This is a genomic window from Aeromonas media (assembly GCF_000819985.1).
In the GTDB taxonomy this organism is placed as follows: Bacteria; Pseudomonadota; Gammaproteobacteria; order Enterobacterales; family Aeromonadaceae; genus Aeromonas; species Aeromonas media.
Genome location: NZ_CDBZ01000091.1, coordinates 40,757 through 57,065, shown reverse-complemented (window position 1 = coordinate 57,065; position 16,309 = coordinate 40,757). Strand labels below are relative to the sequence as shown.

Genomic DNA, 16,309 nt, shown 5'->3' with positions numbered 1-16,309 from the left:
ACCCCCGCCCCCCGGCGCCCCCCGTGCTCTTGCTGGAGCAGCGGCTGCGCAAGGAGGCCGAACGCCGCCCTCTTATCAAGGTGGAGGAGCCCTGGTGATCCGCTGGCTGCGTTCATTCATCCGGTTTATGAAGGGCCTAAGCGGCTGCTGGCTGCTCGCCATGCTGCTGGCCACCCAGGTACAGACCGCTCAAGTGCAGGCGGCCCCCCCTCGCGCCGAGCTGCTGGCGGGGGAGAATGATCGCGACTGGTTGCTCGTCATCGAAGCCGACGGGGAGCTCAAGGGCGACGAGCTCAGCCTGCTCCCCCTGCTGCGTCAGTTTGCGGTAGGCCGGGTCAGCATCAGCCGCGTCAATACCGAGGTGAGCGGCCTGATCCGCTGGCAGATCCCGCTTCACCTGCTGGAGACCAGTCCCCGCCAGGTGCCTCCCTTGACCCTCGGCGCCGAACAGACGCCCACGCTGTCCATTCCGACGCGCCCCCGAACGGGCACCCTGATGCCACAACCCGAGGCGCGCCCTTCCCCCGTGGAGCTGCAGGCCAGGGTGCTGCATCAGGGCCCCCTCTACCCGGGGCAACCCTTCATCTATGAGCTGAGCCTCTGGCTGCCCGCCAACATGGAGGCCCCCAACCTCGGCGAGCCCCTCGGTCAAGGCTTCACCATACGCCGCCTCGGCGACGATCGCTGGGAGTCCCCCGCCAGCCCCGGTATGCCAGGGCGCCTGATCCGCAAGTGGCTGATCCAGGCCAGGGAGCCCGGGCTGCATCCCCTGGAGTCCCCCCGTTTCCAGGGTCGATTGCCCCAGGACCCGGACACCGCCGCGCAAAACGACGCGGGGGATCTGCTTTCCGCCAGAGCGGCCACCCTCTTGGTCAAGGTAGACAAGGCATCGGTGGAGCCGGTGGCGAGCAGCCTGATCCTGCGCCAGCAGTTCAGTCCGGCCAGGGGAGCCAGCGTCGGGGAGCCGGTGATCCGCACCCTCACCCTGGTGATGGAGGGAGGAGATGGCAACCGCCTGCCACAGATCCCGGCCCCGGCATTGCCGCAGGGTCTTTCGATGAAACCGGACGGCGAGCAGCAGCAGGAGCGTTTCGTGGCCAAGGGGGCGCTGCGCTTCGAACGCCAGTGGCGCCAGGCCCTGACCGCACAAGCCCCAGGCAGCTATACCCTGCCCGCCTTAACCCTCTCCTGGTTCAACACCCGGACCGGGCGCATCGAGCAGGCCCGCCTGCCGACGCAGACCCTGCACATCGAGGGCGACGCCGCCCCCTCCGATCCCGCCAGGGCGCCGGGCGCAGAGAGCCTCCACTGGGTGCTGTGGGCGCTGCTGCTGCGCGCCCTGTGCCAAGGCGGGCCGCGCTGGCTCGCCTTCTATCAGCTGCAACGGGCCCTGGCGACCCGGGAACCTGACCCGGCCAGATGGGCCTTGCTGGCCTGGGCAGCGCTGCGCTTGGGACGGCCTTGCCAGCACCTGGCCAACCTGCCCTGTCATAGCGATCCCGCCATGGGCACGCTGCTCGATGACCTGGACAGGGCCTGTTTTGCCGCCCCTGGCGCTGCCAGCCAAGGGGTCGACTGGCAGAGGCTCGCCCAGTCGCTGTGCGCCAGGGAGACTTTTGCGATAGCCTATGTCCTCAGAAAACTGGCGTGGGCACATCCTTGACGCCTGCGGCAAACCACTCATGAAAAAGGAATCGCATTCATGACGTTAGGTTTTTTTAGAAAAAAAAAGGCAGGAACGGGAAAGGATCCCTCGGCCACCCCGGTCTATGGGGATATGGCAGACAAACAAACGAAATACGAGGCCCTGGTGCACGCCCTGCACGGGGACATCTACCGCTACGCCTACTGGCTGTGCCGGGATCCCCAAGTCGCCGAGGATCTGGTGCAGGAGACCTTCCTGCGAGCCTGGAAGGCGCTCGACTCCCTGGTCGATGACAAGGCCGCCAAGGCCTGGCTCATCACCATCTTGCGGCGGGAAAATGCCCGGCGCTTCGAGCGCAAGCAGTTCGATCTCATCGATCTCGACGAGCATCCCCAAAGCGATCCGGATGCGCTGCACAGCGAGCAGGAGATGGAACACGAATGGCTTCGGCGCCACATCGCCCGCCTGCCTGCCGAATATCAGGAACCCCTGCTGTTGCAGGTGCTGGGGGGATTCAGCGGCGAGGAGATCGCCGCCCAGCTCGGCCTGAACAAGAACACCGTCATGACGCGGCTGTTCCGGGCTCGCAACCAGATCAAAGAGGCCATGGAGGCTGCGGTACAACAGAGAGGTCACACCAATGGATGAGCTTGAATTTCGCCGCCGGGCCATCACCCATCCCTCGGACAGGGATCCGGCCTTCCTCGCCGCGGCAGAGGCATCTTCCGCCAATCGCAAGCATCTGGACGAGATGAAGCAGCTGGACAGCAAACTGCGCCGCACCCTGGAGGTGGAGGTGCCCGCCGGTCTCGCTGAGCGGATCCTACTCCGCCAGGCGATGGACGCGAGCGAGGATGTGGTGATGCCACTGCCCCCCCCGACCAAAGGCAGAGGTTGGCGCCCGCTCGCCATGGCGGCATCGGTCGCCTTCCTGCTCGGCATGAGTACCCGCTGGATCAGCTGGCCACCGGCATCTGAGCCGTTGTCTCTGGCCCAGGTGGCCATAGCCCACGTCTATGGGGAGGAGCCCTTCATCCAGGGGGTGGATGAGAAGGTGAGCCTGCAGACCATCAACGCCAAGATGGAAAAATATGGCGCCACCCTGATGGGCATGCCCGGCATGAAGGTAACCTATGTCAATCACTGTGCCTTTTATCAGGGGCCGGCCCTACACATGGTGATCCAGGGCAAGATGGGCCCGGTCACCCTGTTCCTGGTACCCAAGCATGTGCCACTCACGATCCAGCCCGATTTTGCAGACGGTACCCTCAAGGGGGAGATACTGCCGCTCAAGGGGGCAAACATGGTGTTGATTGGAGACATGCAGGAGTCACTGGCCCCGGTTGCCCAACAGCTTGAGTCACGCCTACACTGGTCCATTTAACAGAACTTGACTGGGGCTGACTGGCCCCCGTCCCCTCCATATCACAGGCAGACACCGTCGTTGTCTGCCTGTTCATCTCAGAATCCCGACAACTTCCCGCTTGATACCCACCTGAAGTCACATTTTTACTATTTTTTTTGAACGATACAAACGACACCTATTGTATGTTATTCATTCAATAATGGATAAAACAGACCATTTAAACGGCAAGTTAAAACAAATGATTAACACAATGGAAACTTTTATGTATTCTGCTGTCACTGGTCTGATTTCTTACCTCCTACCAGATCCATAGAATCACGCCAGAAATGAATGGGAAGAAGCTGACATAACAACAGATCTTGTCGTCTATAGCGGCCAAAGAGCCCTGATGTCGACAGAAAATCTGCTTACAAAGAGAGAACACTATGACAACTGCCTTTTTCAAGAAAAGCCTGATCGCCGCGGCCGTCACCCTGGCCAGCACTCAGACCTTCGCCGCCGCGTTCCAGCTGAACGAACACTCGGCTTCCGGTCTGGGCCGTGCCTATGCCGGGGAAGCAGCCATCGCCGACAATGCGTCCGTGCTGTCCCGCAACCCGGCCGCCATGACCACCTTCGACAAGATGGCACTGTCTGTTTCCGGTACCTATATCAAGCCCGACGTGGATGTCGCGGGCGACATCTATGCCGGTCCGGCCAAGCTGGCCTCTTCCAGCGAGAGCGACATCGCGCCCGATGCCTTCGTGCCGGCCACCTATTTCATCCAGCCCCTGAACGATCAGTGGGCCTGGGGGATTGGCCTGTTCTCCAACTACGGCCTCTCCACCGAGTACTCCAAGACCTTCCCGGCCGGTGCCGGTGCCGGCGATACCGAGCTGTTGACCTTCAATATCAACCCCAACATCGCCTATCGCATCAACTCCAACTTCAGCGTGGGTGCCGGCATCAATGCCGTCTATGCCCAGGCCGAGCTGAACCGCTATGCCGGAGCCCTGGCTATCACCCCACCTCTTAACAGTGACACCGCCATCGCGCACCTGAAAGGCGATACATGGGGCTTTGGCTGGAACGTCGGTACCCTGTACGAGATCAATGAGAACAACCGCCTGGCCCTGACCTACCGCTCCCAGGTGGACTTGAGCTTTGACGGCGACTTCAATGGAAGCACCTCTAATTTCAAGACCGTTGATGGCAACCTGAAACTGGATCTGCCAGCCCAGGCCGAATTCGCCGGCTACCACCGTCTGAACCAGCAGTTCGCGGTGCACTACTCCGTCAACTGGACCGACTGGAGCGCCTTCCAAGAGCTGAAAGCAACAAGTTCAGGATGTAATATGCCTGGCCAACCAGGTGTATGCCTCAATAAACCGGAGAAGTTCAAGGACTCTACCCGTTACTCGCTGGGCGGTACCTGGTACGTCAACCCGTCCTGGGAAGCCCGCATCGGCTTCGCCTACGACAACAGCCCGATCGAGCCGGAATACCGCAGCCTGAGCATTCCTGACTCCGACCGTGTCTGGTACAGTGCCGGCGCCACCTACCACATCGACCAGGACATGAGCGTCGATTTCGGCATGGCCTACCTGGACGGCAAGGAAGTGGACGTGAACGAAGGACTGCGTAGCCACGATGACGGACTGCGCTGGAAGGGCACTTCCCACGGCAACGCCTTCCTGGCTTCCGCCCAGTTCAACATGAAATTCTGATTTCATCGCGATAAAACAGAGCGCCTCCGGGCGCTCTTTTTTTATGCGACATCCCCATCTCGGCGCACAGCTGTAGCAAACAGCTGTACTCTTTTTGTTTTTTATCAAGCTATTAGAGGCAATACCTCCAGCATTTAATCCCGTTTTGTCCTCTCTGCCCCCGCCCCCGTTGCCTTACTGGTCATACCATATAAAATCCCGCCCCCAACCAAATTACAGAATGAATTCCAAATTCATCCCGAGGAAAAGCAATGCTCCCGAACATGAAGCCCTCCCTCATCACCCTGTTGCTGCTATCGAGCCAGGCCCAGGCGGCCGGTTTCCAGCTGGCGGAGCAATCGGCCACCGGCATGGGCCGCGCCTTCGCGGGGGAAGCCGCCATCGCCGACAACGCCAGCGTGATCGCCCGCAACGCCGCCGCCATGACTCGCTTCGAGCGCACCGCCTTCTCCGGCGGCGTCATCCATATCCAGCCCGACGTCAACATCGAGGGGCTGACCCGGGTCCCTACCGCCCAGGGCCCGGTGACCCTGGATGCGAGCGCCAGCGACATCGCGGACGGTGCCTGGGTGCCCAATGCCTATCTCGTCCTGCCCCTGAATGAGCGCTGGTGGCTGGGGCTGGCGGCCACCTCCTACTATGGTCTAGGCGTCCAGATGCCGGACAACTACAACGCCGGTCACTTCGGCAACGTCTCCGACATCAAGACGGTGGATCTCGGCGCCTCCCTGGCCTATCGCATCAACCGGCACTGGTCCCTTGGCGCCGGCCTCTCCGCCATTCAGGGTGAAGGGGAAGTGGGCGGCACCTTCCCCTCCAACAACAAGATTGCCAAGCACCTCAAGGGGGATGGCTGGGCCATGGGCTGGAACCTGGGCACCCTGCTGACGCTGTCTGAAGCGACCCGCATCGGCCTCTCCTATCGCCATGACGTGAGCCTGACCCTCTCCGGGGATGCCGTCGGCACCGACCTGCAAGGCCGCACCTTCACCGACACCGGCACCCTGGATCTGCCGCTGCCCGCCACCGCGGAGCTGGCCCTGTTCCATCAGCTGACCCCGGCCCTGGCGCTGCATTCGAGCATCAACTGGACCAACTGGAGCAAGTTCGTCCAGCTCGAGTCCGAGCTCGATCACCATGGCACCATGCACATCAAGGACGAACACTGGGAAGACAGCTGGCGCTACGCCCTCGGCCTCACCTATCGGCTGGATCCGAAGTGGCAGCTGCGCTCCGGCCTGGCCTACGATCGTAGCCCGGTGCCCGCCGATCGCCGCACCATCTCCATCCCGGACTCGGATCGGGTGTGGTACAGCGCCGGGGTGGGTTACCAGATAGACCGCAACCTGTCGCTGGATCTGGGGTTGACCCTGATCGACGGCAAAAAAGTCGAGGTGAGCGAGACCATGCAGCTCAAACCCGGCATGGCGCAGACCACCTCCACCTTCCAGGGCACCTCGGAAGGGGACGCCTGGCTGGCCGGCCTGCAGCTCAACTACCTGTTCTGATCCCGCCTGCCTTGGCAGCACTCTGCCAGTTGCTGACCGTTTCGACCCGGTCGGCACTGGCATAGTGATCCGCTTAACCATAGAATCAAGCCTTCACCCATGCTGGAGAGATGCATGTATTCCTATGTAGCAAGGCAGCCCATCCTGGATCGGGATTTGAAGACCCATGCTTATGAGCTGCTGTTTCGCGACAGCCTGGATAATGTGTTTCCCCCCATCTCCGCGCAGCTGGCTACCTCCCGACTGGTGACAGAGCAATTTCTGCAACAGAACATCGATCAGCTGCTTGGCGGACACCCCTGCTTCATCAACTTCCCTCACTCCCTGCTGCTGGACGGTCTGGCCGAATGCCTGCCCCAGGACAAGGTGGTGATCGAGATACTGGAAGATGCCGAGCCCGACGATGCGCTGCTGGACAAGGTGATCCAGCTCCACGGGCTGGGCTATCGGCTGGCGCTGGATGATTTCACCCTGGTCCCGGCCTGGGACAGGTTCCTTCCCTATATCCATATCATCAAGTTCGATCTGCGGGCCACGCCGCTTGCCAGCATCGAGCGGTTCATGCAGACCCATCGCCACCTGCCGCTCACCTATCTCGCCGAAAAGGTGGAGGACAAGGCCGAGTTTGAACGGATGAAGGGGCTCGGGGTCGAGTTGTTCCAAGGCTTCTTCTTTAGCAGGCCCCAGATGGTGCAGCAGACCACCATGCCCCCGACCCAGCTGGTGGTGATGCAACTGCTGAAGGTGGTCAATCAGGCCGAGCCGGATCTGGACAAGATTGAGCAACTGCTCAATCAGGATCTCTCTCTCTCCCTCAAGCTGCTGCGTTACGTCAACCATCTCAAGCACTTTCCCCAGCCCATCGCCTCGTTTCGCCAGGCCGCCAGCTCCCTGGGTCATTCCCAGCTGAAACGCTTCGTGGCCCTGATTGCCGCCACCAGTGCCGGTCACGACAAGAGTGCCGAGCTCTACCAGATGTCCCTCATCCGTGCCCGCTTCTGCGAGCTGCTTGCACAGACCCATGCCCCCACCCTGCAGGCTCAGCAAGCCTTCATCACCGGGCTCTTCTCCCTGCTGGATGTGCTGATGGGGCAGCCGCTGGATCAGTTGCTCGGCACCATACCGCTGACCGCCGAGATCCGTGCCGCCCTGCTGGAGCGCAAGGGCAACCTGGGGTTCTACCTCGCGTTCTGTGAAGAGTACGAGAAGGCCAATTGGCAACGGATCGCCGCCAGCACCGCGCGCCTCGGCCTCAACGAGGAGAAGGTCAGCCACCTCTATCTCGCCGCCACCGCCTGGGTCAATCAGCAGCTCCAGGCCATGGAAGGGATGGACTGAACCCGCGAACCCGCCATGGTTCTCCCTCATGTCATCTCATAACAAAAACGTCCCGCGAGGGGACGTTTCGTTCAGAACACCATATTGAACTGGACCGAGGCCAGGAAGGCATTGCCTTCATTGTTGCCTTCGAAATAGAACGGCTGACCCGGGTCGTTGTTGTGGATCCCTTCCTTCACCCCGCTCGCTTCCCCATTGATATAGGCCATGCCAAGATCGATGATCTTGCTCTCATCGATGTGATAGGTCGCCCCCGCGCTGTACCACCACTTGTCTGCATCCGGCAGACTAATGGTAGCGTGCTCGCTCTGCACGGCGGATTCGTCATAGGCGACGCCGACGCGTGCCTCCCACTGCGGGTTCACATACCAGGTCGCCCCGACCGCGTAGCGCATCGCATCTTGCAGCTGCTCGTTCTTGCTCAGGCAGACGCCACCCGGCAGGTTGCACTGGCTGCTGACAGCTTCCAGTTTTTCAAAGGCGCTCCAGTCGGTCCACATCACGGAGTAGTGCAGTGCAAATTGCGGAGTCAGGCGGTGGTAACCGGAAAACTCGGCGATGGCGGGCATGGGCACATCGACCGTGGCCTCGGCCTTATAGCCGGGCGCCCCCACTGCCCCGGTGTAATCCCCCTCCAGCTCCACATCGATTTGGGAGCGATAGGTCAGCGCCAGGCGGTTATCCTGGTTGATCTCGAACAGGGTACCGAGGTTCCAGCCCCAACCGTTGCCGGCGCCATCGAAGTTGGCCAGGGTATTGTGAGCACCATTGGCGTTTCCATTGGCATCGACCCTATCGACGTAACCGGTGGCGAGGGTGTAGTTGATACCGGCCCCGAGGCTCCACTGCTCGTTGACGCGATAGGCGACATTGGGGTTCAGATTGACGCTCATCAGGGACGTCTCACCCGCCAACAGGCCGGCGGCAGGATGGCTGCCCGCCCCGAAGCTGTCGTCGAAGCGGGTGCCCAGGCCGTAGTTGGTCATCATGGCGAAACCGACGGCCCACTGGTCGTTGACGGGGTGGATCATGTAGGCGGCGGGGATGACCGCGTTGGGGCCGGCGTTGCCATGACTTGCCGGCGTGCTGGAGTCAAACCGGCTACCCGGCAGATCGGCAACAAAGGCCCCGTCCACGCTGTAATCCGGATCGACCATGGTGGCCGCTACCGAGACGGCGGTCTTGTCGAACATCATCATGGCAGCGGGGTTGCGACCCAGCACGGCGGCGCTGTCGGCGATGGCCCCCTCACCCGCGAAGGCTCGGCCAAGGCCGGCGGCGGAGTGTTCGTTGATCTGGAAGCCGGAGGCTGAGGCATGGGTAGCAAGCAGTGCCAGCACGCTGGCAAGGGTGCTGCGCTTGAATGGCGTAGTCATCTGAGTTTCTCTTGTGGGTGCCCACCGCAAGCGGGCATTGATCGTCACAGTGGCCATGACGGCAACGACGGAACACTGCCGTGGGTCAGTGGCGCACGGGAACGGTGCGAGGACAGTAAAACAGAGGCGAATAGTAGGGAGCCCATCTCCCGCCACAAAGCAGACCAGTGTCGAAAACGGTCATCAGGCTTAATCCCGGCTGAATGAAAGCAAATCAGTCCATGTTCCCCACCAAAACCGGACTTTTCGCCACCGTCTATCCATCAGGCCAGGTGACATGACGAACGAACAGCACAGTTGGGAAACCAGGGGTTGATAGAGCGACATGGAGGGAGACAAGCAGGTCACCTGAACGACCCGCTGCCGGACATAAGTAATGAGTGGAGGGAGAAACAGAGGGAAATGGCCTCAACACCGGACCGGCCTGGGGCCGGTGTTGGGACCAAGGGCTCACACCAGCTCGATGGCCATGGCAGTCGCCTCTCCGCCCCCGATGCACAGACTCGCCACCCCTCGCCTGAGCCCGCGCGTGCGCAGGGCATGGATCAGAGTCACCAGGATGCGGGCACCGCTGGCCCCCAGGGGATGCCCCAGGGCGCAGGCGCCTCCGTTTACGTTCAGCTTGTGATGGGGGATCTGGCACCCCGCCATCGCCAGCATGCTCACCATGGCGAAGGCCTCGTTCACCTCGAACAAATCCACCTCCTCCACCGACCAGCCCACCCGGGCCAGCAACTTGTCGATGGCCCCCACCGGGGCGCTGGTAAACTCCGCCGGCAGGGCGGCATGGCTCTGGTATCCCACCACCCTGGCCAGCACCGGCAAGCCCAGTTGATGGGCCGTCTCGGCCCGCATCAGCACCAGCGCCGCCGCCCCGTCCGAGATGGAGCTGGCATTGGCCGCCGTGATGGTGCCCGTCTTGCTGAAGGCCGGTTTCAGGGTCGGTATCTTGTCGGGCCTGGCCTTCTCCGGTTGCTCGTCGTCGGCCAGCAACAGGGTGTCCCCGGCCATCACGGGCGCCAGCTCTGCTCCGAAGGCGCCGCTTCGCTGGGCTGCCAGGGCCCGCTCGAGAGAGGCGATGGCGAAGGCATCCATGTCAGCCCGGGTCAGCCCGGCTCTGTCCGCGCTCAGCTGGGCATAGTGGCCCATCAGGTGCCCCTCGTAGGCATCCTGCAAACCGTCGAGGAACATGTGATCCAGCACGCTTTGGTGACCCATGCGAAAACCGCTGCGCGCCTTGTCCAGCAAATAGGGGGCCCGGCTCATGCTCTCCATGCCGCCCGCCACCACCACGTCCACCTCCCCCAGCCGCAGCGCGTCTGCCGCCAGCATCACCGCCTTCATGCCGGAGCCGCACACCTTGTTGAGGGTGGTGCAGGGCACGCTGTCCGGCAGCCCGGCCTTGAGTGCCGCCTGCCGGGCCGGTGCCTGCCCGACCCCGGCGCTCAGCACATTGCCCAGATAGACCTCATCGACCCGATCCCCCCCCATCCCGGCCGCCGCCAGGGCGGCGCGGATGGCGCAGGCGCCGAGCTCCGGAGCACTCAGTGTGCTCAAGGCCCCTTGGAAGGCCCCCATGGGGGTACGTTTGGCTGCCACAATCACGATATCCATCAATAGCGCTCTCCTTGTTACATTGGGATAACATATGCCGCTGCCGTCCCCGGAACAAGACTTGCGAGGAAGTTGACGTTTGGGTAAGGTGCCAGCCTGCATTGACAACCAGATGACAGCCAAGATAGCCCTATGACCAAATCCAAGGATGACGCCCGGACCTTCAGCATCAGCGAGCTGGCCCGTGAATTCGATGTGACCACCCGCAGTATCCGATTCTACGAGGATCAGGGCCTTCTGAATCCGACACGCCAGGGACAGACCCGGATCTACAGTCGCCAGGACAGGGTGCGTCTCAAGCTGACCCTGCGTGGCAAACGGCTAGGGTTCAGCCTCGCAGACATCCGTGAGCTGTTCGATCTCTATGACGCGGACAAGAGCAGCCGCTCCCAGTTGCAGACCATGCTGGGGTTGGTGGCCGACAAGCGGGAGACCCTGCAGCAACAGCTGGAAGACATCCAGATGGTATTGCTGGAGCTGGAGGCGGCGGAGCAGCGTTGCCGGCAGGCGCTGGGGCAGCTGACGCCCTGAGTCGGCCGACAATTCCAATCCAAGGAAAATAAAAAGAGGGAGGCTTGTGCCTCCCTCTTGTCATTCATGACGGTGAGCCTGGAATCAGGCCTCCTTGCTCCAGCGGTTCGGATCGTAATCCGGGCTGTAGCGATCGACGATGATGGCGCAGGCCGCATCGCCGGTGATGTTGAGCGCGGTCCGGATCATGTCGAACAGGCGATCCAGCGCGAACAACAGCGGCAGGCCCTCGATGGGGATACCGGCCGCCAGCAGCACGGCCACCACCAGGAAACTCGGGCCCGGCACGCCGGCCTGGCCGATGGCACCCAGGGTCGAGGTGAGGATGATGGCCGCCCAGGCGCCCATGCTGAGATCGATGTTGTAAACCTGGGCGAAGAAGATGGCCACCAGACCGTAATAGATGGCGTTGCCGCTCATGTTGATGGTGGCGCCCAGCGGCAGCACGAAGGAAGCGGTGGCATTGGTCACCTTCAGATCGTGTTCGCAAGTCTCCATGTTGACCGGCAGGGTCGCCATGGAAGAGGCGGTGGAGAAGGCCACGATCTGCGGCTTCTTCATCGCCGAGAAGTACTTGCGTACCGGCGTGTTGGAGAAGACCGCGATCAGCAGCGGGTAGACCACGAAGCCGAAGATGAGGATGGCGGCGACATAGACCACGAACAGCTTGAGCACCAGGGTCAGCACGTCGAAACCATAGGTACCGATGGCGTCGGCCATCAGGCCGAAGACCCCGATGGGGGCAATCAGCATCACCTTGTTGATCATCCAGACGAAGGCGTCCACCAGGGTGTTGAGGCCATCCACCAGCGGCTTGGCACGCTCGCGGGGCTGCTTGGCCAGCGCGATGCCGAGGAACATGCAGAACACCAGGATCTGCAGGATGTTCGCCTCGTTCAGGGCACTGAACACATTGGTCGGGATCATCCCAAGCAGGGTAGCCACGGCGTCCGGCAGGGCGCCCTTGTCGGCGTAATCACCGGAGAACATGGCGGCCGTGGAGCCGAAATCGACCCCAACACCGGGCTTGAAGACTTGACCCATCACCAGTGCCAGCAACACCGCCAGGGCGGAGGTACCGAGGAAGAAGGCGAGCGTGGTCACCCCTATCTTGCCTGCGGCCGGGCTGGCGCCCAGATTGGCGGCCCCGGACAGAATGGCGACCGCCACCAGCGGGATCACCAGCATCTTGATCAGCTGGATGAACAGGGTACCGAACGGCGCGAAGACGGTCGCCTGCTCACCCATGAGGGCCCCCACCAGCGCCCCCAGAATCATGGCGACCACGACCTGGAAGCCGATATTTTTAATTAATCCCTTTGTCAACACAGAATGTTCCTTTATTTAGCAATGACTCACACTTTTGCAGCGCAAATGACCACCCAGAGCGTCAAATCCTCTCCATTGCTCTGGCGGCGCGCTTTATCTCATATTTATTACCCGTTTAACATCGGGATCCCTGAACGAAGTGATTTTTTTATGATCTCCCTCAGAATGGAGACCCACTAGAAACTCCATGCATTTTCCCTATTTCACCATGACAATGGCCAAAATAATGTGCTACTTTGACTCTTCAAACGTGCATACAGGGAAGAAAAGATGCTGAAAGTTAACGAGTATTTTGACGGAAATGTTAAATCTATCGGTTTCGAGCAAAAAGGTGATAAAGCCACGGTCGGCGTGATGGAAGCGGGAGATTACCAGTTCAACACCGCAGCCCCGGAGCGGATGACGGTGGTCAAGGGGGCCCTTCGCATCCAGCTGGCCGATGAAGACGAGTGGCATACCTACCATCAGGGCGAGTCCTTTGACGTGGCTGGCCACTCCTCCTTCAAGCTGGAAGTGAAGACAGCCACCGCCTACCTGTGCGAATTCCTCGACTGACAGTGCCACAGGGGCGCCATAGGAGGCAGTAATTGTCCTCCTGGCGCCCCTGCTCTTCCTGTTTTGCCCCATTTCCACACCGCCATCACACGCCGCTGCTTCCCCCCTTTTCATCGACTACAAAAAATTTACAATGTTTAGACGAAATCCATAATCGGAGTACGTCATGATCAGTGTCTTCGACCTGTTTTCCATCGGGATTGGTCCCTCCTCCTCCCACACCGTGGGGCCGATGCGGGCAGCCTGCGCCTTCGTGCACACCCTAAAGCAGAGCGCACTCCTCTCCCGCACCGAGCGCGTCGTGGTCGAGTGCTACGGCTCCCTCGGCCAGACCGGCAAGGGTCATGGCACCGGCAAGGCCATCATCCTGGGGTTGGCCGGGTTCGAGCCGGAATCCGTGGACATCGAGGCCATCCCCGCCTTCCTCGATCAGGTGGAACACAGCCAGACCCTACGCCTGGGGGGTGAGCAACCGAGCCAGTTCCCTCGCGTCGGCGCCATCCTCTTCAATCGGCGCAAGACCCTGCCCGCCCATTCCAACGGCATGACCCTGCGTGCCTTCGCGGGTGACGCCCTGCTGTTTGAGCAGACCTACTACTCCATCGGCGGCGGCTTCATCATAGAGGAGAGCCACTTCGCCAATGCCCGGGAAGAGGCCGCCCGCTTCGATGCCGCCCACCCCGTGCCCTACCCGTTCGAGAGCGGGGCCCAGCTGCTGGCCCACTGCCAGGAGAGCGGTCTCTCCATCTCGGGGTTGATGCTGGCCAATGAAAAGGTGTTTCGCAGTGAAGCCGAGATCAAGGCGGGCCTGCGCAAGATCTGGCAGGCGATGCAGGGTTGTGTCGAGCGCGGTTGCAGGAGCGAGGGGGTATTGCCGGGTGGCCTCAAGGTGAAACGGCGCGCCCCGGCCCTCTATCGCCAGCTCTGTGGCGAGACCAACTTCAACAAGGATCCCCTGATGGTGATGGAGTGGGTGGACCTGTTTGCCCTGGCCGTCAACGAGGAGAATGCCGCCGGTGGCCGGGTGGTGACCGCCCCCACCAACGGCGCCGCCGGCATCATCCCCGCCGTGCTGCACTATTACGATCGCTTCGTGCGCAAGGTGGATGACGAGCTGCTGATGCAGTACTTCCTCACCGCCGCCGCCATCGGCATCCTCTACAAGAAGAACGCCTCCCTGTCGGGGGCCGAGGTGGGTTGTCAGGGAGAAGTGGGGGTCGCCTGCTCCATGGCCGCCGGCGCCCTGGCCGAACTGCTCGGCGGCAGTCCGGCCGTGGTCGAGAACGCCGCCGAGATCGGCATGGAGCACAACCTGGGTTTGACGTGCGATCCCATCGGCGGCCTGGTGCAGGTGCCCTGCATAGAGCGCAACGCCATGGGAGCGGTCAAGGCGATCAATGCCGCCCGCCTCGCCCTGCGTGGCACCGGCGAGCACAAGGTGTCGCTGGACAAGGTGATCAGAACCATGTGGGAAACCGGCAACGACATGAAGACCAAGTACAAGGAGACCGCCCGCGGCGGCCTCGCCGTCAACATCACCGAATGTTAAGCCTGAGTAAAAACGACCTCAGATGACCCTCAGATACCCGGCCTGGCCGGGTATTTTTTTGCAAAACGTTTGCCTTGCGCTTAACAAAATGGATAACCATCAAAATAAATTTTATACTCGCGCCGTGAATTCAACAAAAATAGATCTATTTCAACTTTTTTTAGGCAGGAAGCCGTTACACTGCGGTTATCTGGTTTCCCGGCCTTTGTGACGACAGACCCGTCCCATGGATCACCCTTTCTGCGAGCGGGCATGGCGCCCCCTTCTACCCTGAGGTAATTGTTACATGATCAGCGTTTTTGATATCTTCAAAATCGGTGTTGGCCCCTCCTCTTCCCACACTGTCGGCCCGATGAAAGCTGCCAAACAGTTCGTGGATGATCTGCGTGCTAGCGGCAAGATCCGTGACATCACCCGGATCCAGGTTGACGTCTATGGCTCCCTCTCCTGGACCGGCAAAGGCCACCACACCGACACCGCCATCATCATGGGGCTGGCCGGTAACTTGCCGGAAAATGTCGACATCGACGGCATTCCTGAATTCATCTCCCGGGTCGAGCAGACCGGTCGCCTGCCCATCGGCCTGCACTGCCACACCGTCAGCTTCCCCAAAGGCGCCATGGTGTTCCATGACGAGGCCCTGCCCCTGCACGAGAACGGCATGAAGCTGACCGCCTTCATCGAAGACGAGGCCGTCTACAGCAAGACCTATTACTCCATCGGCGGTGGCTTCATCGTCGACGAAGAGAGCTTCGGCAAGGCCGACAGCGGCGACATGACCGTCAACTACCCCTTCAAGAGCGCCGCCGAGCTGCTCGCCCACTGCGGCCAGACCGGTCTCTCCATCTCCGCCCTGATGCTGGAGAACGAAAAGTGCTTCAATACCCCGGAAGAGATCTACAAGAAGCTCGGCAAGATCTGGACCACCATGCGTGAAGGGATAGAGCGCGGCTGCCGCACCGAGGGTGTCCTGGCCGGCCCGCTGCGGGTGCCGCGCCGTGCTGCCCCCCTCTACCGTCAGCTGACCACCAACGAGCATCTCTCCAACGACCCCATGAGCATCGTTGACTGGGTCAACATGTTCGCCCTGGCGGTGAGTGAAGAGAACGCCGCTGGTGGCCGCGTCGTCACGGCTCCGACCAACGGCGCCGCGGGCATCATCCCGGCCGTGCTGGCCTACTACGACAAGTTCATCCAGCCGGTCGGCCGCGACGAATACACCCGTTTCTACCTGGCCGCCGCCGCCGTCGGCATGCTCTACAAGATGAACGCTTCCATCTCGGGTGCCGAAGTGGGTTGCCAGGGTGAGGTAGGTGTCTCCTGCTCCATGGCCGCCGCCGGCCTGACCGAACTGATGGGCGGCAGCCCGGAGCAGGTGTGTGAAGCGGCCGAGATCGGCATGGAGCACAATCTGGGTCTGACCTGCGATCCGGTCGCTGGCCAGGTACAGGTCCCCTGCATCGAGCGCAACGCCATCGCCGCCATGAAGGCGGTCAACTCCTCCCGCATGGCCCTGCGTCGTACCTCCAAGCCCCGTGTCTCCCTGGACAAGGTCATCGAGACCATGTACATCACCGGCAAGGACATGGACTCCAAGTACCGTGAGACCTCCCGCGGTGGCCTGGCCATCAAGGTGATGCAGGTTGCCTGCGAATAAGCGGTAGACAGCAGATACAAACAAGGCGGGAGAGATTCCCGCCTTTTTTTGTCTGTGATTTTCTCAAGGGCAAACGCACTGGCATGAAAGAATAAAAAAGAAGGGGAAAATTCATTCAGATGGGGTTGGCTTATC

The 16,309-nt window shown here is 61.4% G+C and carries 13 protein-coding genes; 10 read left to right on the top strand and 3 right to left on the bottom strand.

The annotated features are described in order from the left end of the window. The first annotated feature begins 127 nt into the window (after positions 1-127). From BN1127_RS08340 to BN1127_RS08315, 6 genes are all read left to right on the top strand, one after another. The gene (locus BN1127_RS08340) at positions 128-1,663 is read left to right on the top strand and encodes a BatD family protein (RefSeq protein WP_042649118.1); all 1,536 of its coding nucleotides are present in this window, start codon (positions 128-130) and stop codon (positions 1,661-1,663) included. A gap of 39 nt (positions 1,664-1,702) precedes the next feature. After that, positions 1,703-2,293, top strand: a complete 591-nt coding sequence (locus tag BN1127_RS08335) for a sigma-70 family RNA polymerase sigma factor (RefSeq protein ID WP_082030011.1) — start codon at positions 1,703-1,705, stop codon at positions 2,291-2,293. Next, a complete protein-coding gene (locus BN1127_RS08330; protein ID WP_042649113.1) occupies positions 2,286-3,029 on the top strand; it encodes a DUF3379 domain-containing protein in 744 nt (247 codons plus the stop codon). The genes BN1127_RS08335 and BN1127_RS08330 overlap by 8 nt, the downstream gene beginning before the upstream one ends. A gap of 407 nt (positions 3,030-3,436) precedes the next feature. Further along, complete coding sequence (locus BN1127_RS08325; protein WP_042649112.1) at positions 3,437-4,717, top strand: outer membrane protein transport protein; 1,281 nt, start codon at positions 3,437-3,439, stop codon at positions 4,715-4,717. Between the two features lie 251 nt (positions 4,718-4,968). Then, a complete protein-coding gene (locus BN1127_RS08320) occupies positions 4,969-6,225 on the top strand; it encodes an OmpP1/FadL family transporter (RefSeq protein ID WP_042649111.1) in 1,257 nt (418 codons plus the stop codon). Positions 6,226-6,339: 114 nt separating this feature from the next. After that, positions 6,340-7,563: an EAL and HDOD domain-containing protein gene (locus BN1127_RS08315; protein ID WP_042649110.1), complete on the top strand. Its 1,224-nt coding sequence runs from the start codon at positions 6,340-6,342 to the stop codon at positions 7,561-7,563. A 71-nt stretch (positions 7,564-7,634) separates the two neighbouring features. On the opposite strand, the gene BN1127_RS08310 is transcribed toward BN1127_RS08315, so the two are convergent. Further along, positions 7,635-8,939, bottom strand: a complete 1,305-nt coding sequence (locus tag BN1127_RS08310) for an outer membrane protein transport protein (RefSeq protein WP_042649109.1) — start codon at positions 8,937-8,939, stop codon at positions 7,635-7,637. A 450-nt stretch (positions 8,940-9,389) separates the two neighbouring features. Continuing rightward, positions 9,390-10,553: a thiolase family protein gene (locus BN1127_RS08305; RefSeq protein ID WP_042649117.1), complete on the bottom strand. Its 1,164-nt coding sequence runs from the start codon at positions 10,551-10,553 to the stop codon at positions 9,390-9,392. Between the two features lie 132 nt (positions 10,554-10,685). Here BN1127_RS08305 and BN1127_RS08300 point away from each other — a divergent pair, with 132 nt between their 5' ends. Further along, on the top strand, positions 10,686-11,084 hold the full coding sequence (locus BN1127_RS08300; RefSeq protein ID WP_005325128.1) for a MerR family transcriptional regulator: 399 nt from the start codon (positions 10,686-10,688) through the stop codon (positions 11,082-11,084). An 84-nt stretch (positions 11,085-11,168) separates the two neighbouring features. Here the strand turns inward: BN1127_RS08300 and BN1127_RS08295 are convergent, their stop codons facing one another. After that, positions 11,169-12,413, bottom strand: coding sequence for a dicarboxylate/amino acid:cation symporter (locus BN1127_RS08295; protein ID WP_082030010.1), 1,245 nt, complete (start codon positions 12,411-12,413; stop codon positions 11,169-11,171). A gap of 270 nt (positions 12,414-12,683) precedes the next feature. Between BN1127_RS08295 and ppnP the strand changes: the two genes are divergently transcribed. From ppnP to BN1127_RS08280, 3 genes are all read left to right on the top strand, one after another. Continuing rightward, complete coding sequence (gene ppnP, locus BN1127_RS08290) at positions 12,684-12,968, top strand: pyrimidine/purine nucleoside phosphorylase (RefSeq protein ID WP_005325124.1); 285 nt, start codon at positions 12,684-12,686, stop codon at positions 12,966-12,968. Between the two features lie 166 nt (positions 12,969-13,134). Next, complete coding sequence (locus BN1127_RS08285) at positions 13,135-14,517, top strand: L-serine ammonia-lyase (RefSeq protein ID WP_041205714.1); 1,383 nt, start codon at positions 13,135-13,137, stop codon at positions 14,515-14,517. Positions 14,518-14,803: 286 nt separating this feature from the next. Further along, a complete protein-coding gene (locus BN1127_RS08280) occupies positions 14,804-16,174 on the top strand; it encodes an L-serine ammonia-lyase (RefSeq protein WP_005325119.1) in 1,371 nt (456 codons plus the stop codon). Positions 16,175-16,309: the final 135 nt, after the last annotated feature.